The following is a 24,413-nucleotide window of genomic DNA, read 5'->3' as shown; positions in this document are numbered from 1 at the left end:
ATCATGAAGTGAAAATGATATTGCTCCTGGACAGCTTTTTAAAAATATAATTATGTTAATTCAGCAATTCTGGAGACTCCGACATAGATTTCAGAAATTTTATACCATGTTTTATAATCTACAACTCCGGTTTGGGGTAAATTAAAAATGGACTGGAATTTCCGAACTGAGTTTTCCGTAGCTGTGCCGTAAATTCCATCGGCATCTACTTTCGGAAGCGCAGGATAGGCACCGGCAATCACATTGAGTTGTTCCTGCATCTGACGTACTTTGTCACCGGAAGAACCAACACTAAGATCGTATCCCGGCCATGATGCCGGAACACCGGAAATTGCTTCAGCAGTATTGATATACATGTCATCTCCATAATAATAACGGAGAATTTCGATTGGTGTGTAACCCTGATCTCCAAGTGATTTAGATCCCCACTGTGTCATCCAATTCGGGCACTGTACCTGACGCCCATCACAGTATTGCGTGAGGATCGGCTGTTTGACATTTGGCCTGGAGAGGTAGTCGGCAAACAGCTCATCGACTACGACAGAGATGGAATCGAAAATATTCCGGTTCGGAATCCATTTGTGATCGAAAGCCGTAGAGGAAGTAATCGTAAAGTCATAGCCCTGATTGCGGTACCACTCTGTGTAGACACGGTTCAGGGTAAAAGACATGATGGCAAGCACATTTGCACGGATCGTGGCGGCAGGCCAGGTCGCATAGATTTCACTGGAAGCAACATTTTTGATGTAATCTTTATATTTTACATAGTAGTTTTTAGCGGTGGAATCTCTCGGACTTCCATCATGGACAACAATATATTCAGGAACAACAACCCGGCTTAAAACAATTTCCCCGGATTCCTGAACAGGCTTTATTTCTTCTTCCGGAATTTTTGCCGGATACTCTCCATATAGAGTATGAGCAGGAATAACATAGACGGAATCATTGTTTTCAGCGCCAAGGGGTGCAAGCGCAAGATTTTGCAGAGAGAGCGTCGATGCAAGAACTTCTGCACCGGCAACACTGATTGGCGCATATCCTTCGGCTTCTATGCGGAGTGTGTATTCAGAGTAAGGCTGTTCGTCAAAGGCGGGATCAAGACTGTATTCCAGAGGCGGTGCATCTAATGTAAGAGATTCTGTTTGACCGGAAGAATCAGTCATCAGTTCTTCCAGAGTACTGTCTGGTATACCGGTGTAAGAGATGGATACTTTAGCATTTGCAACCGGGGCGGCAGTGAGAGAGGAAGTAAGGCTGACTTTCAGACTGCCTTTTGCAGAATTGTCCGGCAAAGACGTATTTATACGGTCGTTTTCTGGCATGGGATCATACCTCAAAATACTTTGTCATGTATAATGTATGCGGATAAGAAAAAGAATATGAATATTTTTACGGGAATGAGGTTGAAATTAAAAAAAATATGTAGTATAATTTTTACAATTTGTGGAGACGAAGGCGTCTGAACAAGTGTCATAACAGAGCAGTTGTGCATACGCAGACTGCTTTTTTTATGGAGGCGACAAGCCGGGGAATGCGTTTGCTTAAAACTCTGGCGGAAAAAGATACCTTGGAAACCCACGGATACAATAGGATAATCAGGAAGGGAATAGGTGGATATATGAAAGCATTTCTTATATTAGAAGACGGAACCGTCTTTACCGGAACCAGCATAGGCTCTAAAAAAGATATGATCAGCGAGATTGTGTTTAATACTTCAATGACAGGATATTTGGAAGTATTAACTGACCCTTCTTATGCGGGACAGGCAGTCGTTATGACATACCCATTGATCGGCAACTATGGAATTACACCGGATATGGAATCGAAGAAAGCCTGGCCAAAAGGTTATATCGTCAGAGAACTTTCCAGAGTACCGAGCAATTTCAGATGTGAAGGAACAATTCAGGATTTTCTTGAAAAGCAGGACATTCCGGGAATTGCAGGAATTGACACGCGTGCGCTGACGAAGATTCTTCGTGAGAAAGGTACGATGAACGGTATGATCACAACGAATGAGAATTACGATCTGGATGAGATCCTTCCGAAGTTAAAAGAATATGTAGTCGGAGACGTTGTATCAGAAGTAACCTGTGATAAATCTTATATCTTGGAAGGTGATGGACCAAAAGTTGCATTGATGGATTTTGGTGCCAAGAATAACATCGCCCGTTCTTTAAATAAGCGTGGATGTGAAGTGACCATTTATCCGGCACATACATCTGCACAAGAAATCATTGATTCTAAACCGGATGGTATCATGCTCTCAAATGGACCTGGAGATCCGGAGACCTGTGTTTCTATTATTAAAGAAGTGAAGAAGTTATATGACAGTGATATTCCGATCTTTGCAATCTGTCTGGGACATCAGCTTATGGCACTCGCAAATGGTGGAAAGACATATAAGTTAAAATATGGACACAGAGGTGGAAATCACCCGGTAAAAGATTTAAGTAATAACCGTGTGTACATTTCTTCTCAGAACCATGGATATGCAGTAGATGCTTCTACATTGGATTCATCAATCGCAACAGAAGCATTTGTAAATGTCAATGACGGAACCAATGAAGGTCTGTCTTATGTCGGAAAGAATATCTTTACCGTACAGTTTCATCCGGAAGCTTGCCCGGGACCACAGGACTCAGGATATTTATTTGACAGATTCATGGATATGATGAAGGAGGTACAGTAATGCCAAGAATTAAAGATATCAAAAAAGTATTAGTAATCGGTTCCGGTCCGATTGTAATCGGACAGGCGGCAGAGTTCGATTATGCCGGTACACAGGCATGTCGTTCACTGAAAGAAGAAGGGCTTGAAGTTGTTCTTCTGAACTCTAACCCGGCAACGATTATGACAGATAAAGATATTGCTGACCGTGTATATATTGAACCACTTACCGTTGAAGTTGTAGAACAGCTCATTTTAAAGGAAAAACCGGACAGTGTACTTCCTACGCTTGGTGGACAGGCAGCACTGAACCTTGCCATGGAGATGGAAGAGAATGGGTTCTTAAGAGAGCATAACGTACGCCTGATCGGTACTACTTCCCAGACAATCAAGAAAGCAGAGGACCGTCTGGAATTTAAAGAGACGATGGAGAAGATCGGTGAGCCATGTGCAGCTTCCCTCGTTGTTGAGAATGTGGAAGATGGTATTGCATTTGCGGAGAAGATCGGATACCCGGTTGTACTTCGTCCGGCTTACACACTTGGTGGAAGCGGCGGTGGTATCGCCCACGACCGAACACAGTTAGTTGAGATTCTGGAAAATGGTCTCAGACTTTCCCGTGTCGGACAGGTACTGGTAGAGCGTTGTATCGCCGGATGGAAAGAGATTGAGTATGAGGTAATGCGTGACAGCAATGGAAACTGCATTACTGTATGTAATATGGAAAATATTGATCCGGTTGGTGTGCATACTGGTGACAGTATTGTAGTTGCACCTTCCCAGACACTGGGTGATAAGGAGTACCAGATGCTGCGAACTTCCGCGCTGAACATTATCAGCGAGCTGAATATTACCGGAGGATGTAACGTACAGTATGCGTTAAATCCTGACACATTTGAGTACTGTGTTATCGAGGTAAATCCGCGTGTAAGCCGTTCTTCTGCACTGGCTTCCAAAGCAACCGGATATCCAATTGCGAAAGTTGCTGCAAAGATCGCACTTGGATATACACTGGATGAGATTAAGAATGCAGTTACGAAGAAGACCTATGCAAGTTTCGAGCCAATGCTTGACTATTGCGTTGTAAAGATCCCGAGACTTCCATTTGATAAATTTATCAGTGCAAAACGTACACTGACAACACAGATGAAAGCAACCGGAGAAGTTATGAGTATCTGTGATAACTTTGAAGGTGCACTTATGAAAGCAATCCGTTCTCTGGAGCAGCATGTAGACAGCCTGATGTCTTACGATTTTTCACATCTGAAAGGTGAGGAGCTGTTAGAAGAGTTAAAAGTTGTAGATGACAGAAGAATCTGGAAGATTGCAGAAGCGATCCGCCAGGGAATCAGCTATGATGAGATTCATGCAATCACAAAGATTGACAAATGGTTCATTGACAAGATTGCAATTCTTGTTGAGATGGAACAGAAGCTGCAGAATGAAACACTGAATGCAGAGACATTAAAAGAAGCAAAACGTATGGAATTTCCAGATTCTGTTATTGCAAAATTAACAGGCAATACAGAGCGCCAGATTCACGATATGCGCCATGAATATGGAATTACGGCAGCATATAAGATGGTTGATACGTGTGCGGCTGAGTTTGCAGCAGAGACACCGTACTATTATTCTGTATTTGGCAGCGAGAACGAAGTTGAAGAGACGAATGACAAGAAGAAAGTACTTGTTCTTGGATCAGGTCCGATCCGTATCGGACAGGGAATTGAGTTTGATTTCTGTTCTGTGCATTGTACATGGGCATTTGCAAAAGAAGACTATGAGACAATCATTGTAAATAATAACCCGGAGACAGTAAGTACAGACTTTGACATTGCAGATAAATTGTATTTTGAACCGCTGACACCGGAAGATGTAGAGAGTATTGTTGATCTTGAAAAACCGGACGGAGCAGTCGTACAGTTTGGTGGACAGACAGCGATCAAGCTGACAGAGTCTCTTATGAAAATGGGCGTTCCAATCCTTGGAACTTCTGCCGAGAATGTAGATGCAGCGGAAGACCGTGAGCTGTTTGATGAGATTCTGGAAGAGTGTAAGATTCCAAGACCAACAGGTGGTACTGTATTTACAGCAGAAGAAGCAAAAGAAGTTGCAAACAGACTGGGGTATCCGGTACTTGTGAGACCTTCTTATGTACTTGGCGGACAGGGAATGCAGATTGCGATCAACGACCATGATATTGATGAATTTATCGGCATCATCAACCGGATTGCACAGGATCATCCGATTCTTGTAGATAAATATCTGCAGGGTAAAGAGATTGAGGTCGATGCAGTATGCGATGGCGAAGATATCCTGATTCCAGGTATCATGGAACATATCGAGCGTGCAGGAATCCATTCCGGAGACAGTATTTCCGTATATCCGGCACAGAGCATTTCCGAGAAGACGAAGCAGACGATCGCAGAATATACAAGAAGACTTGCAAAATCACTGCACGTTATCGGACTGATCAATATCCAGTTTATTGTATGTGGTGAAGAAGTGTACGTCATCGAGGTAAACCCTCGTTCCAGCCGTACGGTTCCATATATCAGTAAAGTAACCGGTATCCCAATCGTTCCGCTTGCAACAAAAGTCATCATCGGAGCAAAGATCAAAGATCTCGGATACACACCAGGATTACAGCCGGAAGCAGATTATTTTGCTGTTAAGATGCCGGTATTCTCCTTCGAGAAAATACGTGGTGCAGATATCAGCTTAGGACCTGAGATGAAATCTACCGGAGAGTGTCTGGGAATTGCGAAGACATTTGACGAAGCATTGTATAAGGCATTTATCGGAGCCGGAATCCGTCTGCCGAAGCATAAGAATATGATCATGACTGTTCGTGATGAAGATAAGGAAGAAGCAATCGATATCGGACGCAGATTCGAGAAACTTGGATATAAAATCTTTGCAACGAGAGGAACTGCGGAAATCCTGAAAAAAGCAGGAGTGAAAGCAAATGCAGTAAATAAGATCGAGCAGGAATCTCCGAACCTGATGGATCTTATCTTAGGACATAAGATCGACCTTGTTATCGATACACCGCATCAGGGAGCAGAACATTCCAGAGATGGTTTTGTGATCCGTAGAAATGCGATTGAGACAGGTGTGAATGTACTGACAGCGATTGATACAGCAAAAGCGCTTGTATCCAGTCTGGAGAATACAGATATTAAGAAACTGACATTGATCGATATTGCTACAATTTAAAGATGTCAAGATAAAACCTGCTACAGGATTCTGTAGCAGGTTTTTTACATATTAGGAATTTTGTCCTATTTGATTTTTCTGTTCTTCGAGTAATATTTGACAGAACAGCCAGATTATGATATGATACCAGACGTTGTGCGTAACATTTTTGTAATATTTGTAATAAAATTGAAATGAATGAGTATGATTTATGTAAAGAAAATGGTTTGGCACATATAGGAGGGTATTATATTTATGAATTGTCATAGCATCCGGAGGAAGTTGCCAGTGGCAGGTTCTGTAGGTAAGGGAAGTAAAAAGATTGTATTATTCTTAGCGGCTTTGATATGTACCGTGTGTATGACTGGATTTACAGCGAAAGCGGCATCGGTGGAGGGAAACGTCAGACATTCCAGATCGATTGCAGTTCAGACGAGGGAGACAATACGAGTACAAAAGATCAGATTAAAGCAGGCAGTATTGGAAAAAGAGCAGGAAATCAGACGACAGAAAATCCGTGCAAAAAGAGAAGCAAGAAAAAAACAGGAACAAAAGAAACTGAAAAAACAGCAGGAGCTGCTAGCAGCGCTTATATTCTGTGAAGCGGGAAATCAGCCGTATAAAGGACAGGTTGCTGTGGGAGCGGTTGTTTTAAACCGGATAAAAAGCAAAACTTATCCGGATTCTATGAAGGAAGTTATCTATCAGTGCGGACAGTTCGGACCGGCAGGCAGCGGATGGCTGAATCGTGTTTTGCAGAATAAAAGTTATACCAAAACCGCCTGGAAAGCAGCAGCGGATGCATTAAAAGGAAAAGATCCGATAAATGGATGTCTGTATTTTAATCAGGGAGGCTCCGGAAAGAAGATCGGTGATCATTATTTCCACTAAGAGATAGAGCAAAAAAGTCTTATTTCTGGAATTGACAACTTCCGGACAAGGTATTAGGATGTAAGAGCAGAGGCGGGACGTTTCTGCTCATTTTGTTATGGCGACGAGGAAAATGCACCATGCTTGCATGGCTGCATTTGACGACCGCTAATCAGAGCGGGATGGCTACCATAGTCTCGGCAGGTGGGGAAAAAGATGTATAAGATTTTAATTGTAGAAGACGACCAGACGATTGCACAGACAGTGGCAATGCATTTGGAAAAATGGAATTACAAAACGAAAACGACAGAAGATTTGAAAAATGTATTGCAGGAATTTCTGGCTTTTGAACCGGAACTTGTGATCCTGGATATTATGCTTCCGTTTTTTAATGGCTTTTACTGGTGCCAGAAGATTCGTGAAGTGTCGAAAGTACCGATTGTTTTTCTTTCTTCAGCAAATGACAATATGAACATTGTCATGGCGATGAATATGGGTGCGGACGAGTTTATTGAAAAGCCATTTGATCTGACAGTTCTGACTGCAAAAGTACAGGCACTGCTTAGAAGAACCTATTCTTTTGGCGGAACGACAAATGCGATAGAATATAAAGGTGCTCTTTTGAATCTGAATGATGCAGTGCTGACTTATCAGGAGCAGAGAGTCGAGCTGACAAAAAATGAATTTAGAATTTTACAGATATTACTTGAAAATGCGGGAAAGATTGTTTCAAGAGATACGATCATGGAACGACTCTGGGAAAATGATTCGTTTGTGGACGATAATACACTTACAGTTAATGTGACAAGACTTCGTAAAAAACTGGAAAGTATCGGAATGACAGATGTGATCCGTACGAAAAAAGGAATTGGATATTTGGTGGAACTATGAAAATCTTAAAAGCATATATAAAAGAACATCGGACGCAGATCTGTATGTATCTGGGTGCGTATGGAATCTTTTTCGTTATATTTGATCTGTATCATATCGATCTGGCATGTGTGGAATATGCATTTCTACTGTCAGGTGTGTGGAGCCTGCTTTATGCGGTTCTTGGATTTGTAAGATACAGAAGAACGCACAGAGAACTGCAGAATGTTATAAAAGATGAGAAAGAGCAGATTCTGGAATTTGCAGAAGGAACCACACTTCTGGAACAGGATTATCAGAAACTGGTACAGAAATTATATACGCAGATCAATGAGACTGAGTCGGAACAGGCAATAGAGCGGCAGGACATGCTGGATTATTACAGTATGTGGGCGCATCAGATCAAGACTCCGATCGCAGCGATGAATCTCCTGCTTCAGACAGAAAAAGAGGAGCATCCGGTTCTGGTAAGTGAACTGGAGATGGAATTATTTAAAATCCAGCAGTATGTAGAAATGGTCTTAACTTATCTGCGTATGGAAGATATGTCAGCGGATCTGTCCTTTGCAGTCTGTGATCTTGATACGGTTATCCGCCAAGTAGTGCGCAAGTATTCCAAGATGTTTATTTTAAAGAAAATCACACTGGTATATGAGCCGATTCAGGAAACAGTATTAACCGATGAAAAATGGCTGTCGTTTGTTCTGGAGCAGCTGCTTTCCAATGCTTTGAAATATACAGAAAACGGAAGTGTGCATATTTATAAAAAAGGTCAGATACTTGTTGTGGAAGATACTGGGATCGGTATTCGTGAAGAAGATCTGCCACGGATTTTTGAACGCGGATTTACCGGCTATAATGGCAGAAATGATAAGAAATCGACAGGCATCGGACTTTATTTATGCAAATCGGTAATGGATAAGCTTCAGCATGGATTGTGGCTAGAATCGGAAGCGGGGAAAGGAACAAGAGCCTGCATGGATTTGTCCAGAGAAAAATTACCGGTTGAATAGATACAAAAGAGAATCTGGAAGTAAAATGAGATATCTTACAAAAATGTAAGAAACAGGAAGGAAAATGTAACCTGAATCGATGGCTGTACATTTTCCTTTTTTCTATAATCATAGATGTAAAACAGATGATATGGAAAGGGTGAAACAAATGGCATTATTAGAAGTAAGAAATGTAAAAAAAGTATATACGACCAGATTTGGAGGCAACCAGGTAGAGGCGCTGCGAAACGTTAATTTTTCAGTTGAACCGGGAGAATATGTAGCAGTTATGGGAGAGTCCGGGTCCGGAAAATCAACACTTTTAAATATTCTGGCAGCACTTGACAGACCGACAAAAGGAAAGGTGTATTTGAAAGGACGCGACCTTTCCGGGATAAAAGAGAAAGAAATGGCAGCTTTCCGAAGACAAAATCTCGGATTTGTATTTCAGGATTTTCATCTTCTGGATACATTTTCGTTAAGAGATAACATATTTCTTCCACTTGTATTGTCTGGAATGAAATATGGGAAAATGGAAGAGCGGCTGCAGCCGGTTGCAAAGCAGCTTGAGATTACGCAGCTTCTGGACAAATATCCATATGAGGTATCAGGAGGACAGAAACAGCGTGCGGCAGTTGCCAGAGCGCTGGTTACCAAACCACAGCTCCTTCTCGCGGACGAACCGACAGGAGCGCTGGACTCTCGGGCTTCCAAAGCACTGCTTGATCTCTTTACCGGTATCAATGAGGACGGACAGACGATCGTCATGGTTACACATAGTGTGCGTGCGGCAAGCACAGCGAAAAGAGTGCTTTTCATCAAGGATGGAGAGGTGTTTCATCAGTTATATCGTGGAAATCTGAGCGAAGATGAGATGTATCAGAAGATTTCAGACACCTTAAGCGTTCTTGCAACGGGAGGTGAGCACATTGGCTAGAAACATTTATGCAAAACTTGCCGTCACAAACCTGAAAAATAACCGGAAGACTTACATGCCATATATATTGACCTCTATGTTGATGGTTATGATGTTCTATATGTTTGATGCACTGACAAAAAGCAAAGACCTGCGAATGGAAACGCTGCGGCTCTGCCTGCAGTACGCAACAGGCGTGATGGTTATTTTTTCTGTGATTTTTCTCTTTTATACAAACAGTTTCCTGATGAAACAGCGAAAAAATGAAATTGGTGTTTACAATGTTCTCGGAATGGGAAAACGGCATATTGCGAAAATGATGGCAGTAGAGACGATGATCATTGCAGGAGTCAGCATGATCGGAGGATTGATCCTTGGAATTATATTCGGAAAAATGATGTATCTGATCCTGCTTAAAATCCTGCACAGCGGAGTGGAAATGAAGTTTGCGGTCAGCATGGCGGCAATAAAAGACTGTCTCGTTTTATTTCTGATCATTTTCATGCTTACGTTTATTTACAACCTTCTGCAGGTGCAGCTTGCGAATCCGATGGAACTTCTGCGTGGAAGCAGTCAGGGAGAGAAAGAGCCGAAGACGAGATGGCTGCTCGCCCTTGTCGGAGTCCTGGCACTGGGAAGCGGATACTATATCGCCCTGACTACAAAAGAGCCGTTAAAAGCTTTATTAACTTTTTTTCTGGCGGTGGTTCTTGTCATCATCGGTACTTATGCGCTGTTTACAGCAGGTAGTATTGCGCTTTTGAAGATTTTAAAGAAAAACAAAAAATATTATTACAGACAGGGACATTTTACAACCATATCAGGGATGATCTACCGGATGAAACAGAATGCAGTCGGGCTTGCAAATATCTGTATCTTAAGTACGATGGTGCTTGTAATGATATCTACAACAACATCACTGTATGCAGGAATGGAGGACGTTTTACATACACGTTTCCCGAAAGCAGTGGCAGTAACAAATTATCAGACTAGCAGAGAATCCAGAAATCAATTGCAGGAAGCCCTTGGAAAAGAATGTGATCGTCTGCATTTACAGAGGCAATCACAGATTTCTTACCGATGCGGTCAGCTTATGGCATCACAGAAAGACGAACAGTTTGAAATAAATGCGGATGCATATAATTCATCAAAAATCTGCTATCTGACTTTACTTCCGCTGGAAGATTATAATCACATGGAAGGAAAAACAGAAACATTAAATGAAAACGAAATTCTGTTGTACTGTCCGGATGGAAAATATAATTATTATGATCTGAAAATTGCAAAAGAGAATTTTCATGTGAAAAAACAGATCAGGAAATTGAAAGCAGAGGTAGAGAAAACACAGTCGGTATATGGTAATTATTATATTGTTTTCAAAAACACAGATGCGATTTTAAAAATTTTGCAGATGCAGAATTATTCTGGGCAGAATGTACCGGAAGCTTTTAAGAAAAATCAGCAGATGCTCCGATATTATACAGCATTTGACCTGAATGGAAAGAATGCAGAAAATGCAAAGATACTGGAAAAATTACAAAAAGGGCTAAACAAAGTGCCTTATACAGAAATGGAAAGCAGAGAGACGAGCAGGGAGAGTTTCTATGATCTCTATGGCGGATTGTTCTTCATTGGAATTTATTTGGGAATCCTGTTCCTGATCGCAACGGTGCTGATCATTTATTATAAACAGATATCCGAAGGCTTTGAAGACAGAAAACGATTTCAGATTATGCAGAATGTCGGAATGAGTAAGCGCGAAGTGCGTCGTTCCATCAGAAGCCAGATCTTAAGTGTATTTTTCCTGCCGCTTTTTATGGCAATTCTGCATGTAATTGTGGCATTTCCGATCATGGTAAAACTTCTGCGTGTACTGAATTTAAGTAACAGAGCTCTGTTTGCGGGATGTACGGTTACAACAATTGGTGTGTTTGCTGTATTTTATGCAATTGTATACAGCCTTACTGCAAAAGAATATTACAGGATCGTAAATTAAATTGTGAAAAGGAGCAGTATTTTGATAAAAAGTGGATTGACGGATCGGCTCTGCGGTTGTATCTTGTTTTTATAGAGTTTTGAGAAAACTGTTTTCACAGCAGGTACAGAGGCAATCGTAAGAAGGAGGCAGAACGAAAATGACAAGAGAAGGCGAAAGAGAGATCGTAAAAGTTGAAAAACCAAGTGGTGGAGAAGGATATATTTTGAAGGAGGCACTGCTTGGTGCAGAGGAACTTGGTGCGCACTGTAAGATGTTCAGTAAAGTGACACTGCCGCCACATTCTGAGCTCGGGCACCATGAACATCATGGAGAGACGGAAACGTATTATATTTTATCAGGTGAAGGAATTTACGAAGATAATGGCACGAAGATTCCGGCAAAACCGGGAGATGTATTCTTCTGTAAGGACGGAGACGGACACGGGATCCGCAACGACGGGGAAGAAGATGTTGTATTTGCAGCATTAATTCTGAAAAAATAAGGGAGTTATTTCCCGGACGCTATAACAGCGATAAAACACGCTCCGCGAGTTTTATTCGCTGATTAGCTACCGTCAAATGCTACCATGCAAGCAGGGCGCATTTTCCTTGTCGCCATAACAAATAAAAAAGTCAGCTTCCGGTTTTGGAAAGCTGACTTTTTTGTGTTGCCATAGCATCCAGAGGAAGCTGCCAGTGGCAGGTTCTGCAGGTATACGATGAGCCAGGTACAGATTTATGCTTACACAATGAACTGCATTTATACGCCTGTAACATAGGAGATGACATGCAGACATTCGTTTTTTAACTTCGTATTGTCAAGATCCATATTCGCTCGTTTCTGCTCCAGCTTGTATTTGCAGTAGCTGACAATGATCTCATTTACCATATCCATATTATCTGCAGTCACCTTATCTGTTTCATTCAGGACAGTTTTGAGCAGGTTGCTGCTTCGTTCCTCAATATTCTTGCCGTAATACATGTTGTGGATATCGTCCGTATATTCGTTACGTTCTTCCGGATAGAGTTCATAATAATGGTTCATATAAGGCGTCAGGTCGTCGCTTCGCTTTCCGTAGAAGAAATTAAAGAACAGATTTGGCCACTTGAAAACCGTTGTCAGGAAATAATCCCAGATTTTGATGAAAGTCTCACTGGATGTAGTAGCTGTCTTGCTCAAAAGACTGAGAGAGTGACTGTATTCCTGAAAAAATTTCATGGAAGCGAGGAGCAGAAGCTCATCCAGATCTTTGAAATAAAGATAAATGGTTGAGTTGTGGAATCCGGCTTTCTCTGCAATCTTTCGAATCGAAATATGTTCAATCCCCAATTCTTCGATCATCTCTGTCGTAGCATTGATGAAGGTGATGGTGTTCTGTTTCTTTTGTAATTCCTTACTGTTATTCGCATTTAAAGACATCTGAAAATGCCTCCTTTCTGTGGTACATATAGAAAGTACTTAATCTACTATATCGGTAGTTTATTTGTATGTCAAGGTGAAAATACATAGAAACAATTTATAGAAAATCATAATAAATATAGACTTTTTATAGGAAAGGTGTTGGTGACAATCGCGCTTATCACTGTTATTCTTGTAAGAAATAACACAAAAATATTGTGTATGCAAGAAAAGCTGCTCCGGGTATTTTCTTTAGAAAATCTTTAGAAAGCTATCCGGCGGCTCTTAAGAAAAGATCTTTATACTTTGAATCAGAAAATGTGATATGATACAAAAGTTAAAAGAAAATGTATCTACATATTTTTTTGAATACCACATAGTGCGGAAGTGTCCGCAGGTATCGGGGCCGGGGCTATCCCGACATGATATTTAAGAGAGAAGCAGGGAGAAAGAAAATGGAAATGAATCACGTACTTGTAGTTGAAGATGATAAGGAGATCCGTCAGGGAATTGAGATCTATCTGAAAAGTCAGGGATACGAAGTGTACCAGGCAGAAGATGGAATCGAAGGTCTGGAGGTGATAGAAAAAGAAGAAATCCATCTCGCGATCGTAGATATTATGATGCCGCGCATGGATGGAATTACAATGACGGTAAAATTAAGAGAAAAATATGACTTCCCGGTTATCTTCTTATCCGCAAAATCAGAAGAGGTAGACAAGATAATGGGACTTAATATGGGAGCGGATGATTATGTGACAAAACCATTTACACCGATGGAGCTGTTGGCAAGAGTCAATTCCCAGCTTCGCAGATACCGGAATTTTATGGGCAGATTAAAGGAAAAAGAAGAAAAGGAACATATTTATACAATCGGTGGACTTGAACTGAATGAGGACCGCAAAGCAGTGAGCGTAGACGGGGAAGACGTGAAAGTGACACCGACAGAGTATAAGATTCTTCTGCTGTTAATGAAACATCCAGGCAGAGTATTTTCCGCTGATGAAATCTATGAATGGGTATGGGAAGAAGAGGCGGTGAATACAGACACTATTATGGTGCATGTGAGAAATATTCGGGAGAAAATAGAAATTAACCCGAAAGAACCAAAATATTTGAAGGTGGTGTGGGGAGTTGGATACAAAATTGAAAAACAGGCATAAACTGGCGTGCATACTGATCTTTTTTACGATACTGATACCGGCTGCGATGGTTGTCGGAAGATATCAGCTCTATCAGAGAGAGGCCGCGGCAAACGTAGAAAAGGAAAAAAGAAGCCACGAGTCATCTGAAAATTTTATGATGCCATTCGTTCAGAATGGATATATTATGTATACAAATGAAAACGGAACGGAAAAAGAACGCACGAAGTTACGGGATATGCTGGATCAGGATGCATACTGGGAATGGCTTACAAATTACAAAATGCTCTATCCATATATTGATTACGAAATGGAAAATGAAAAAGGTGAGGTCATAGCAAGAAGTTCTGTCAGTACAGGTGAACAGGCGATGGAAGATGATATGACGAAATATGCATTTTCATTTACTATCCAGTATGATAAAAATGGAAAACCAATGGCGCAGATTTTATCCGGAAGTAACAAAAGCAAACAGCTTCTTGCGCTCAGGCGGGCATTGAACGATGTAAGTACACAGCCGGATGAGGCGTTTCTTTATGAAGATGACGAAGCAGATACGCAGACGGACGGAAAAACAAATACGATATTAAAGAATCCGGAGAATTGCACATTCCGTTATGGAATTACAGAGAAAAATCTGAAAGCTTATTTAAAAGACAGCACGGAAATGGATTTCAGTGAACAGGATGAAGTACCGGATTCAGCAGACAGGATGATCTATGCACTGCTTGCTGCAGTTGCGCTTCTTGCATGTGTTTATCCGTCAGTGAAGAGCTTTCAGACCGGAGAAGAACGGATTTTCCAGGCTCCTGTGGAAGTAGCTGTGCCTGCATTCATTGTGTTGCTTACGTGTGCACCGTCGCTTGTCCGGGCACGTGTTACAGACGGTTTGCAGTCAGAAGGCATGGAAACGCTTTTGTGGGCGGCAGTATTTGCTGTGGATTACTGGATCGTGACGAATCTCAGACATATCTGGACCTGTGGAATCAGAGGATATATAAAAGAATATTCACTGTGCTGCAGAAAAAGGAAGACGATAAAGAATATTTCCGGAAAAATCTGCGGAACCGTGAAAAGTGCTGGCAGAAAAACCCTCTATATGCTGGAAAAGATTGATTTTAGAGACAGAGGACAGCGTTATATGTTAAAGGTTGTTCTTATTAATTCGATATTATTAGTGCCTTGTTTTATAGTCGGACAGGGGGATATGTTGTGGTTTCTTCTGTGTGATGCAGTCCTTTTATTTGTTGTGTTAAATATCTGGTATCGCAGAATGAGACGCAGATACATGCAGCTTTTGAATGCAGCAGAAGCAATCGCAGACGGCAATCTGGATGCAGAAATAGGTACGGATTTAAGGATGTTCCAGCCGATCGGTGACGCACTTGGAACGATTCAGAGCGGATTTAAAAAGGCAGTGGATGAAGAAGTGAAGAGCCAGCGGATGAAGACAGAGCTGATCACCAATGTTTCGCATGATCTGAAGACACCGCTCACGGCGATCATTACTTATGTGGATCTTCTGAAAAATGAAAAAGATGAAGAAAAACAGAAAGAGTACATTGAGATTCTGGAACGAAAATCACTGCGACTGAAAGTACTGATCGAAGATTTGTTTGAAGTGAGCAAAGCGAACAGCCAGGCTGTCAAACTGAACCTGCTGGATCTGGATATGGTAAATCTGTTTAAACAGGTAAAATTGGAACTGGATGAACAGATCCGGAAATCCGGTGTGGAGTTCCGCTGCGATTTTCCGGAAGAAAGGCTGATCGTACATCTGGACAGCCAGAAAACATACCGGATCTTTGAAAACCTGCTTGTTAATATTACAAAATACGCGATGCCGCATACGAGAACCTATATTTCCATCCGTGAAGAAGATGGAGAAGCGGTTGTGCATATGAAGAATGTTTCCAGAGAAGAACTGCATGTAAAACCAGAAGAACTGACCGAACGGTTTGTGCGGGGAGATGAATCCCGGAAAACCGAAGGCTCCGGACTGGGACTTGCCATTGTAAGCAGTTTTACAGAATTGCAGAAAGGACATCTGAATATTGAGACAGAAGCAGATCTTTTCAAAATAACATTGAGATTTCCGCTTGTCTCCCATTGACAAATGTCGGTAATTCGCATATAGTATATTCTATATGAAAAGACGATGAACGAAAAGAGTAGCGATACTTGTGGCTGTCAGAGAGAAACCGTCACCGGCTGAAAGCGGTTTTCAGAAAAGAGCATCGTGAAGTGCATTCGGGAGTTGATCCGGCGAGCGTAATCTGATGCGTTCAGATAAGATGGGTAGCCGGGTACGGAATTACACACGTTACGTGTACTTAAGCAGAAGAAGATTTTCCTTAAGCGTGGGATATTTCAGCAGGAAGGTCTGATTCTGGAAGAAGAGTGGAACCGCGATATATACGCCTCTTGCGAAAGCAAGAGGCGTTTTTTATAATGAAGGAGCGATAAATATGGGAGTTATTTCTTACGTAAAGGAAGAGATCCAGGTTGTCCGCGAAAGGGATCCTGCGATCAAATCCAATATGGAAGTTTTTTTATATTCCAGTTTCAAGGCAATTTTACATTACAGAATTGCACATAAATTATATTTAAAGAAACATTACTTTCTGGCAAGATGGGTGTCACAGCGTGCCGTGCGCAAAACCGGTATTGAGATCCATCCGGGAGCTACGATTGGTAAAGGACTTTTTATCGACCACGGAAGCGGTGTGATCATCGGAGAGACAGCAGAACTTGGTGATAATATTACACTGTATCAGGGTGTTACCCTGGGTGGAACAGGTAAGGAACAGGGAAAGCGGCATCCGACACTTAAAGATAATGTCATGGTAAGTGCCGGCGCAAAAGTACTTGGTTCCTTCACCATCGGAGAAAATTCCAAGATTGGCGCCGGAGCGGTTGTATTAAAAGAAGTACCGCCGAACTGTACAGTTGTCGGTGTGCCGGGAAGAATTGTGAAGATGGATGATCAGAAGATTCCGCGTATGGATCTGGATCAGGTACATTTACCAGATCCGATCAGCGCAGATATCCAGAACCTGCAGGAAGAAAATCTCCGCATGAGAGAAGAAATCCGCGCAATGGAGAAGAATATGAAATGCCTGCGTAAAGATAAGAAGGAACTGATCAAAGAAATAGAAAAAATGGAATTCATAGAAAGTTCCAGAGAAGAATAAGAAAAGAGAGGAAGAGACAAAGATGAAACTGTATAACACACTGTCAAAACAAAAAGAAGAATTTACCCCGCTGGAAGAAGGCAAAGTTAAGATGTATGTCTGCGGACCAACGGTTTATAATTTTATCCATATCGGAAATGCAAGACCGATGATTGTATTTGATACGGTCAGACGTTATTTTGAGTACAAAGGATACGATGTTAATTATGTATCCAACTTCACAGATGTAGATGATAAAATCATTAAGAAAGCTAATGAAGAAGGCGTTTCGTCCGATGAGATTTCCAAACGCTATATTGCAGAGTGTAAGAAAGATATGGATGGAATGAACATCGAGCCGGCAACAAAGAATCCGCTTGCAACAGAAGAGATCAGCGGAATGATCGAGATGATCCAGACACTGATCGACAAAGGCTATGCTTATGAGAAAAACGGAACGGTATATTACAGCACAAGAAAATTCAAAGACTATGGAAAGCTTTCCCATAAAAATCTGGATGATTTAAGATCCGGTGAGAGATCACTCCTTGTAAGCGGCGAAGATGAAAAAGAAGATCCGTTGGATTTCGTTCTCTGGAAACCGAAAAAAGAAGGAGAACCTTTCTGGAAAGCACCGTGGAGCGAGGGACGTCCGGGATGGCACATTGAGTGCTCAGAGATGTCTAAAAAATATCTGGGTGAGCAGATCGATATTCACGCCGGTGGAGAAGATCTTGTATTTCCACATCATGAGAATGAAATCGCACAGAGTGAAGCTGCCAACGGAAAAGAATTTGCTAAATACTGGATGCACAATGCATTTTTAAATATCGATAACCGCAAGATGAGCAAGTCATTAGGAAACTTCCGCACTGTCCGTGAGATCAGTGAACAGTATGATCTGCAGGTGCTTCGCTTCTTTATGTTAAGCGCACATTACAGAAGTCCGCTGAACTTCAGCGCAGATCTTATGGAAGCATCCAAGAATGGTCTGGAGCGTATTGTCAATGCGGCAGATAATCTGAAATTCTTAAAGAAAAATGCTGCAGATGAAAAGATGACAGAGGAAGAGAACAAGTTATTTACACAGACAGATGCATTTGTTGCTGATTTTGAGAGAGCAATGGAAGATGATTTCAATACAGCAGATGCAATCGCAGCAGTATTTGACCTTGTTAAATTTGCAAACAGTAATACAGACAGTGAGAGCTCAGCAGAATACCTTGGCAAACTCTTTGATCTTCTGGTAAAATTAACAGATGTACTTGGACTGCTCGTTGACAAGAAGGAAGACATCTTGGATGAAGATATTGAAAAACTGATCGAAGAGCGTCAGGCAGCAAGAAAAGCGAAAGATTTCGCAAGAGCAGACGCAATCCGTGACGAGTTATTAGAAAAAGGTATCGTTTTAAAAGATACAAGAGAAGGAGTACAATGGAAAAGAGCATAAACTGGGAGTTTGACTCCTGCATGCAGGAAACGTTCCGGTTAAAAGAGGTGGATATAAGAGAATATTCACCTCTTACTCTGGCGTATATCGGTGACAGTATTTACGATCTGATCATGAAGACGTTAGTTGTAAACCAGGGCAACAAACCGGTACAGAAACTGCACAAAGAAACCAGTACCTATGTGCAGGCAAAAGCACAGTCTAAAATGATGCGTGTTCTGCAGGAAGAACTGACAGAAGAAGAGCACAGCATTTACAAAAGGGGACGGAATTCCAAGAGTGTATCACCTGCGAAGAACCAGTCTGTGACCGATTACAGACGTGCGACCGGTTTTGAAGCAGTGATGGGATATCTGTATCTGAAAAAGGATTACGCAAGAATGATGGAACTGGTGAAAATGGGACTTAAGAGCCTTGAAGAGGAACAATAAGGAGTCGGACATGAGCGAAGATTATAATAAGAAAACAAACGAAAATAAAATCGAGGGAAGAAATGCGGTTCTGGAAGCATTTCGTTCCGGAAAACCGGTTGACAAATTATTTGTTCTGGACGGCTGCCAGGACGGACCGGTGCGCACGATCATAAGAGAAGCAAGGAAACACGACACGATCATTCAGTTTGTAGAAAAAGAGCGTCTGCATCAGCTTTCTGAGACGGGAAGACATCAGGGTGTGATTGCTTATACTGCATCGTATGAATACGCAGAAGTAGAGGATATGTTAGCTCTTGCAAAAGAGCGTGGAGAAGATCCTTTCCTTGTTCTTCTGGATGGAATTGAAGATCCGCACAATCTTGGCGCGATCATCCGTACGGCAAATCTTGCCGGTGCACACGGAGTGATCATCCCGAAGAGAAGAGCAGTCGGATTGACAGCAACCGTGGCAAAAACATCTGCCGGTGCACTGAACTATACACCGGTAGCAAAAGTTACAAATCTGGTAAAGACAATGGAAGAACTGAAAAAAGAAGGTCTTTGGTTTGTCTGTGCCGATATGGGCGGCGAGAAGATGTATGATCTTAATCTGAAAGGACCGATCGGACTGGTGATCGGAAACGAAGGCGAGGGAGTCAGCCGCCTCGTAAAAGAAACCTGCGACTATGTAGCAAGCATTCCGATGCACGGTGATATCGATTCACTGAACGCGTCTGTGGCAGCCGGTGTCCTTGCTTATGAGATCGTAAGACAGAGAATGTCATAAGAATCAAAAGGAATGGAAGCGCATGAAATATGAGAAGATGACAGATGAACTGCTGATTGAGAAGCTGCGCGGCGGTGAGAAAGAGATCATTGATTTTCTTATGGAAAAATACAAAAATCTTGTCCGCAAAGAAGCCAATGCAATGTATCTTCTCGGCGGTGAGACAGATGACCTGATTCAGGAAGGGATGATCGGTCTGTTTAAGGCTGTTCGTGACTATGCACCGGATCAGAATTCATCCTTTTACAGTTTCGCAAAATTATGTATTACAAGACAGTTGTATTCAGCAATAACGGCATCCAGAAGAAAAAAACACAGCCCGTTAAATTCTTACATTTCTCTGTATGAGACCGGTGCGGATGACCAGAATCCGTTGATCGAAACAGTAGAAGCGGAAGGTCAGAACAATCCGGAAGAGCTGCTTATCAGCCAGGAATATGCGACTCTTATTGAGAGCCGTCTGGAAGAAGCACTCAGTGATCTGGAAAGCAGAGTATTGTATCTGCACCTTCGGGGAACAGACTATAAGACGATTGCAAAGCTTTTGGATAAGAGCCCGAAAACGATTGATAATGCACTGCAGCGCATCAAAAATAAGACCGAAAAAATCTTAAAGAGTGACGAAAAATCATATTGACAAATATAGCGTATGTGTTGTATAGTATTAACGTTGCATAGCACATATGCGTGCTGCCTTGGCTCAGTCGGTAGAGCGTCGCCTTGGTAAGGCGGAGGTCGGCGGTTCGATTCCGCTAGGCAGCTTGTACAAAAGATAAAGACCTCTGGAAGTCATGGCTTTCAGAGGTTTTCTTTTGTTTTAAACCTTGTTCGTCCATATGTTTTATGGTAAGATAAGGGGCAGAATAATCACTAGGAGGAAGAACATGGGAGAAGAGACAGTTTCTAAGAATTTTATAGAACAAGAGATAGATAAAGATCTGAAAGAGGGCGTTTACCAGGAAGTATGTACCCGTTTTCCACCGGAACCGAACGGATACCTTCATATCGGACATGCTAAATCCATCATTTTAAATTCCGGTCTGGCAAAGGAGTATGGAGGAACATTCCACCTTCGTTTTGACGATACGAACCCGATGAAAGAGGACATGGAATTTGTAGAGTCCATCAAAGAAGATGTAAAGTGGTTAGGTGCTGACTGGGGAAACCATCTCTATTTCGCATCCGATTATTTTGATACAATGTATGAATGCGCGATCAAGCTGATTAAAAAAGGCAGAGCATATGTCTGCGACCTGAGTGCGGAAGAGATCCGTGAATACCGTGGAACGCTGACAGAACCGGGAAAGAATAGCCCGTACAGAGATCGCTCCGTAGAAGAGAACTTACAGTTATTTGAAGAGATGCGTGCAGGTAAGATTGAAGACGGAAAACGTGTTCTCCGTGCGAAGATCGATATGACATCACCGAATATCAACATGCGTGATCCGGTTATTTACCGTGTGGCACATATGACACACCACAATACAGGAGATAAGTGGTGCATTTATCCGATGTATGATTTTGCACACCCGATCGAAGATGCGATTGAGAAGATCACTCACTCCATCTGCACACTGGAGTTTGAAGATCACAGACCGTTATATGACTGGGTTGTAAAGGAATGTGAGTTTGATCCGGCACCGAGACAGATCGAATTTTCCAAATTATACCTGACAAATGTTGTAACGGGAAAACGTTACATCAAGAAGCTTGTTATGGATGGAATCGTAGATGGATGGGATGACCCGAGACTTGTTTCTATTGCAGCTCTGCGCAGACGTGGATTTACGCCGGAATCTATCCGTAAGTTCGTAGAATTATGTGGCGTTTCCAAATCCCAGAGCTCTGTAGATTATGCAATGCTTGAGTACTGCATCCGTGAAGATCTGAAGATGAAGAAACCACGTATGATGGCAGTGTTAGATCCGATCAAATTAGTGATCGACAACTATCCGGAAGGAGAAGTAGAATATCTGGATGTTGAGAATAATCTGGAGAATCCGGAGCTTGGCATGCGTAAAGTTCCATTCGGAAGAGAATTATATATTGAGCGTAACGATTTTATGATCGAGCCTCCGAAGAAATATTTCCGTTTGTTCCCTGGCAATGAAGTACGCCTGATGCATGCATATTTTGTGACTTGTACAAGTTATGAGACGGATGAGGATGGCAATGTAACAGTTGTACATGCAACTTATGATCCGGAGACGAAGTGTGGAACCGGATTTACAGGAAGAAAAGTGAAAGGAACGATCCACTGGGTATATGCACCTCTTGCGAAACAGGCAGAGATCCGTCTCTATGAGAATCTGATCGATGAAGAGAAGGGTGTATATAACAAAGAAGATGGCTCTCTTAATTTAAATCCGAACTCACTGGAGATCCGCAAGGAATGTTATGTAGAGGACAGCTTCGCTGAGGCAGGTCCGTCTGACAGTTTTCAGTTTGTAAGAAATGGTTACTTCTGCGTAGATTCCAAAGATTCTACACCGGAGCAGCTCGTATTTAACCGGATTGTTTCACTGAAGAGTTCGTTTAAACTTCCAAAATAAAGGATATGAATGAATTAACGATTGATCTAAAAACACACAGTAAGGTTCCGCTTTATGAGCAGATCTACGAACATATTAAAACAGAGATCCGCAGAGGGAAGCTCTCCTATGGGGAGAAGCTTCCTTCTACGAGAGCGCTGTCCAGACATCTGGAAGTCAGCCGCAGCACGATTGAACTAGCCTATGAACAGTTATTGTCCGAAGGTTATCTGGAATCAGAACCGTGCCGCGGTTATTTTGTAGCACAGATTGAAGAATTGTATCAGTTGTCGGCAGCAAAGCCTGCAGTTGTGGAAGAAAAACAAGAAAAACAAGAAAAATATCGGTTTGATTTTACACCAAATGGTGTAGATCTTAAGAGTTTTCCGTATAATGTCTGGAGAAAGCTTTCCAAAGATATATTGATTGATGATCGGACAGAATTATTCCGAAGCGGGGATTCGCAGGGAGAATATGGATTCCGCAATGCAATCTGTAATTACCTGTATCAGGCGCGGGGAGTGCATTGTACGCCGGAGCAAATTCTGATCGGAGCCGGAAGTGATTATATTCTGATGTTGTTAAGTATCATTTTAGGAAAGAATCACCGGATTGCTTTTGAAGATCCGACTTATAAACAGGCATACCACGTACTTTCCGGTCTGGGATACGAGACAGTGCCTGCTCCGGTAGATAAAAATGGTCTGCGTGTGGATGCTTTGAAAATGAAAAATGCTGATATTGCTTATGTAACGCCGTCTCATCAGTATCCGACAGGGATTGTCATGCCGTTGAAACGCCGTCTGGAATTATTGCGATGGGCAAATGAAAAGGAAGGACGTTTCATTATTGAAGATGATTATGACAGTGAGTTCCGGTATAAAGGGAAACCGATTCCGGCATTACAGGGATATGATTCCGATGAGAAAGTTATTTATCTGGGAACATTTTCAAAGTCGATCGCACCGGCGATCCGACTGAGCTATATGGTTCTGCCGGTACCGCTTTTAAAAAAATACAGGGAAAATTACCGGTTCATTAATTCTACCGTATCGAAGGTGGATCAACTGATCGTGCAGAAATTCATTGAAGAAGGATATTATGAGCGCCATCTGAACAAGACGCGAGCGTTATATAAGAACCGGCATGACGTGCTGATTGAGGCATTAAAGCCACTACTTGGCAGATGCAGGATCTCCGGGGAACATGCAGGTGTGCATCTGTTACTTAATTTCAAGGATGGTACATCAGAAGAATTTCTGATCCGGAAGGCAAAGGAAGCCGGCGTCCGCGTGTACGGAATGTCCCAGTACCGTATCGAAACTACAGAAGAGCCGGCGACAATTCTTCTTGGATATGCGAATATGTCTGAAGAAGATATCAAAGAAGCAGTAAACATTCTGAACCAGTGCTGGAGAGAGTTATAAAAAGCATCAGCGGCTGTCAGATACTGCCATAGCAGAAATGAACAGGATGTGAGCATATAGAGCACAGGCATAAAATAAAGGGCGTTATACAAATTTAGAATTTGTGTAATGCCCTTTTGCTCATTTAATAAAATCTGTGTTTATTATTAAATGAATGCTGATTTGAAAATTTATTCCTATTCTTCTTTGTCCGGATCAGCATTTTCTGTTTCATTTCCTTCGCTGGAAGTGTCAGCGTTTTCTGTTATATCAGCTTCAGTACTGTCATCAGAGGAGTTATCCTCATCAGAGTCAGTATCTTCTTCGCTGTCAGTCTTTGGTGTAAGTGGTACATAACCTCTGTCAGAGACCGGCTTCAGATCATTGTCCAGATCAAAGCTTTCATTTTCAAAGATATCGTCGAGATCATCGTCAAAATCGTCCTCGTCGTCAGCTTTTGCCTTCTTAAAGTAATAGAAAATACCTGCGGCAGCACTGCCGATCGCAGCGAGTCCGAATAAACGTTTCCATAATTTATTCATAAGTAAATACTCCTTTCGTCGTGTTGTTCTAATAGATGTATTGTAATACTTTTCAGAAGAAAAAGAAAGGGATAGAGTTA

General features: G+C 41.9%; 20 protein-coding genes and 1 tRNA gene. 18 read left to right on the top strand and 3 right to left on the bottom strand.

The features are described from left to right. Positions 1–50: 50 nt before the first annotated feature. On the bottom strand, positions 51–1,322 hold the full coding sequence (locus DXC04_RS03165) for a peptidoglycan-binding protein (RefSeq protein ID WP_021861076.1): 1,272 nt from the start codon (positions 1,320–1,322) through the stop codon (positions 51–53). 296 nt (positions 1,323–1,618) lie between these two features. Between DXC04_RS03165 and DXC04_RS03160 the strand changes: the two genes are divergently transcribed. From DXC04_RS03160 to DXC04_RS03125, 8 genes are all read left to right on the top strand, one after another. Continuing rightward, positions 1,619–2,689, top strand: coding sequence for a carbamoyl phosphate synthase small subunit (locus DXC04_RS03160; RefSeq protein ID WP_021861075.1), 1,071 nt, complete (start codon positions 1,619–1,621; stop codon positions 2,687–2,689). Continuing rightward, positions 2,689–5,886 carry a carbamoyl-phosphate synthase large subunit gene (carB, locus tag DXC04_RS03155; protein WP_118659857.1) on the top strand — a complete coding sequence of 1,066 codons (3,198 nt, stop codon included), beginning with the start codon at positions 2,689–2,691 and terminating at the stop codon, positions 5,884–5,886. Before DXC04_RS03160 ends, carB begins: the two co-directional genes overlap by 1 nt. Before the next feature lie 234 nt (positions 5,887–6,120). Then, a complete protein-coding gene (locus DXC04_RS03150) occupies positions 6,121–6,756 on the top strand; it encodes a cell wall hydrolase (RefSeq protein ID WP_118659855.1) in 636 nt (211 codons plus the stop codon). A gap of 195 nt (positions 6,757–6,951) precedes the next feature. Continuing rightward, positions 6,952–7,626, top strand: a complete 675-nt coding sequence (locus DXC04_RS03145; protein WP_021861072.1) for a response regulator transcription factor — start codon at positions 6,952–6,954, stop codon at positions 7,624–7,626. Further along, positions 7,623–8,618 (top strand): sensor histidine kinase, encoded by a 996-nt coding sequence (locus tag DXC04_RS03140; protein ID WP_118659853.1) that lies wholly within the window; start codon positions 7,623–7,625, stop codon positions 8,616–8,618. Before DXC04_RS03145 ends, DXC04_RS03140 begins: the two co-directional genes overlap by 4 nt. A gap of 148 nt (positions 8,619–8,766) precedes the next feature. Next, the gene (locus DXC04_RS03135) at positions 8,767–9,534 is read left to right on the top strand and encodes an ABC transporter ATP-binding protein (protein ID WP_021861070.1); all 768 of its coding nucleotides are present in this window, start codon (positions 8,767–8,769) and stop codon (positions 9,532–9,534) included. After that, positions 9,527–11,509: an FtsX-like permease family protein gene (locus DXC04_RS03130; RefSeq protein ID WP_118659851.1), complete on the top strand. Its 1,983-nt coding sequence runs from the start codon at positions 9,527–9,529 to the stop codon at positions 11,507–11,509. The genes DXC04_RS03135 and DXC04_RS03130 overlap by 8 nt, the downstream gene beginning before the upstream one ends. A gap of 139 nt (positions 11,510–11,648) precedes the next feature. Then, positions 11,649–11,993: a cupin domain-containing protein gene (locus DXC04_RS03125; protein WP_021861068.1), complete on the top strand. Its 345-nt coding sequence runs from the start codon at positions 11,649–11,651 to the stop codon at positions 11,991–11,993. Between the two features lie 257 nt (positions 11,994–12,250). On the opposite strand, the gene DXC04_RS03120 is transcribed toward DXC04_RS03125, so the two are convergent. After that, positions 12,251–12,910, bottom strand: coding sequence for a TetR/AcrR family transcriptional regulator (locus DXC04_RS03120; RefSeq protein WP_118659849.1), 660 nt, complete (start codon positions 12,908–12,910; stop codon positions 12,251–12,253). Between the two features lie 434 nt (positions 12,911–13,344). Here DXC04_RS03120 and DXC04_RS03115 point away from each other — a divergent pair, with 434 nt between their 5' ends. The 10 genes from DXC04_RS03115 (at position 13,345) to pdxR (ending at position 23,812) form a co-directional block, all read left to right on the top strand. After that, positions 13,345–14,052 carry a response regulator transcription factor gene (locus tag DXC04_RS03115; RefSeq protein WP_021861066.1) on the top strand — a complete coding sequence of 236 codons (708 nt, stop codon included), beginning with the start codon at positions 13,345–13,347 and terminating at the stop codon, positions 14,050–14,052. Next, positions 14,024–16,144, top strand: a complete 2,121-nt coding sequence (locus DXC04_RS03110; protein WP_118659847.1) for a sensor histidine kinase — start codon at positions 14,024–14,026, stop codon at positions 16,142–16,144. Before DXC04_RS03115 ends, DXC04_RS03110 begins: the two co-directional genes overlap by 29 nt. 355 nt (positions 16,145–16,499) lie before the next feature. Then, positions 16,500–17,225, top strand: coding sequence for a serine O-acetyltransferase EpsC (gene epsC, locus DXC04_RS03105; RefSeq protein WP_021861064.1), 726 nt, complete (start codon positions 16,500–16,502; stop codon positions 17,223–17,225). Between the two features lie 22 nt (positions 17,226–17,247). Next, positions 17,248–18,654 carry a cysteine--tRNA ligase gene (cysS, locus tag DXC04_RS03100; RefSeq protein WP_118659845.1) on the top strand — a complete coding sequence of 469 codons (1,407 nt, stop codon included), beginning with the start codon at positions 17,248–17,250 and terminating at the stop codon, positions 18,652–18,654. Continuing rightward, positions 18,639–19,085, top strand: a complete 447-nt coding sequence (locus tag DXC04_RS03095; protein WP_021861063.1) for a Mini-ribonuclease 3 — start codon at positions 18,639–18,641, stop codon at positions 19,083–19,085. Before cysS ends, DXC04_RS03095 begins: the two co-directional genes overlap by 16 nt. Positions 19,086–19,095: 10 nt before the next feature. Next, on the top strand, positions 19,096–19,854 hold the full coding sequence (gene rlmB, locus DXC04_RS03090; RefSeq protein WP_117537140.1) for a 23S rRNA (guanosine(2251)-2'-O)-methyltransferase RlmB: 759 nt from the start codon (positions 19,096–19,098) through the stop codon (positions 19,852–19,854). A gap of 22 nt (positions 19,855–19,876) precedes the next feature. Further along, positions 19,877–20,491 (top strand): RNA polymerase sporulation sigma factor SigH, encoded by a 615-nt coding sequence (gene sigH / locus DXC04_RS03085; RefSeq protein ID WP_021861061.1) that lies wholly within the window; start codon positions 19,877–19,879, stop codon positions 20,489–20,491. Positions 20,492–20,543: 52 nt separating this feature from the next. Then, a tRNA-Thr gene (locus tag DXC04_RS03080) sits at positions 20,544–20,616 on the top strand. A gap of 122 nt (positions 20,617–20,738) precedes the next feature. After that, complete coding sequence (locus DXC04_RS03075; RefSeq protein ID WP_118659843.1) at positions 20,739–22,406, top strand: glutamine--tRNA ligase/YqeY domain fusion protein; 1,668 nt, start codon at positions 20,739–20,741, stop codon at positions 22,404–22,406. 5 nt (positions 22,407–22,411) lie between these two features. After that, positions 22,412–23,812, top strand: coding sequence for a MocR-like pyridoxine biosynthesis transcription factor PdxR (gene pdxR, locus DXC04_RS03070; RefSeq protein WP_118659841.1), 1,401 nt, complete (start codon positions 22,412–22,414; stop codon positions 23,810–23,812). Between the two features lie 176 nt (positions 23,813–23,988). Here the strand turns inward: pdxR and DXC04_RS03065 are convergent, their stop codons facing one another. Beyond that, on the bottom strand, positions 23,989–24,333 hold the full coding sequence (locus DXC04_RS03065) for a hypothetical protein (RefSeq protein WP_199692517.1): 345 nt from the start codon (positions 24,331–24,333) through the stop codon (positions 23,989–23,991). Between the last annotated feature and the right edge of the window lie 80 nt (positions 24,334–24,413).

Origin of the sequence: Dorea sp. OM07-5, assembly GCF_003481355.1 — a bacterium.
In the GTDB taxonomy this organism is placed as follows: Bacteria; Bacillota; Clostridia; order Lachnospirales; family Lachnospiraceae; genus Dorea_D; species Dorea_D hominis.
The sequence above is the reverse complement of the archived record's forward strand: the minus strand, read 5'-3'. Positions and strand labels throughout refer to the sequence as shown.